The organism is Bartonella vinsonii subsp. berkhoffii ATCC 51672, assembly GCF_902825225.1.
Taxonomy (GTDB): domain Bacteria; phylum Pseudomonadota; class Alphaproteobacteria; order Rhizobiales; family Rhizobiaceae; genus Bartonella; species Bartonella berkhoffii.
Genome location: NZ_CADEAK010000368.1, coordinates 1 through 381, shown reverse-complemented (window position 1 = coordinate 381; position 381 = coordinate 1). Strand labels below are relative to the sequence as shown.

General features: G+C 35.2%; 1 pseudogene. It reads left to right on the top strand.

Annotation, left to right across the window (positions count from 1 at the left end):
- Positions 1-318: 318 nt before the first annotated feature.
- Positions 319-381, top strand: a pseudogene (gene purE / locus J7R10_RS10295) (5-(carboxyamino)imidazole ribonucleotide mutase); the annotation flags it as partial.

Here is a 381-nt window from a genome sequence, read left to right as displayed (position 1 = left end):
AGATTTTCAAGCCCTCATTTAATTCCAATTTAAACAAGGTTTTTTATCATCTGGTTTGAAGGGGTTATTTTTGCCATGGGCAGATTGTTAAATCTTTTTTCCAACGCTTCAATGATAAATCAAGAAGAAACACCCATCATCATTTTTTCAAACATCTGTAAAGACTCTGTTTTGTGAAAATATCCACCCCCTATAAAACGCCCTTGAAAAAACTGTTACCTATCATCCCCCTCGCCAACATTGGCTTTGCAAAGAAAATGTAAAACCCTTAAATAAAGAAGGGGAAGAATCGCATTAAACACTTGAAAAGGATATAGAATGACTAAAAAATCATGTGATGTAGCGATTTTAATGGGCAGCCAATCGGATTGGCAAACAATG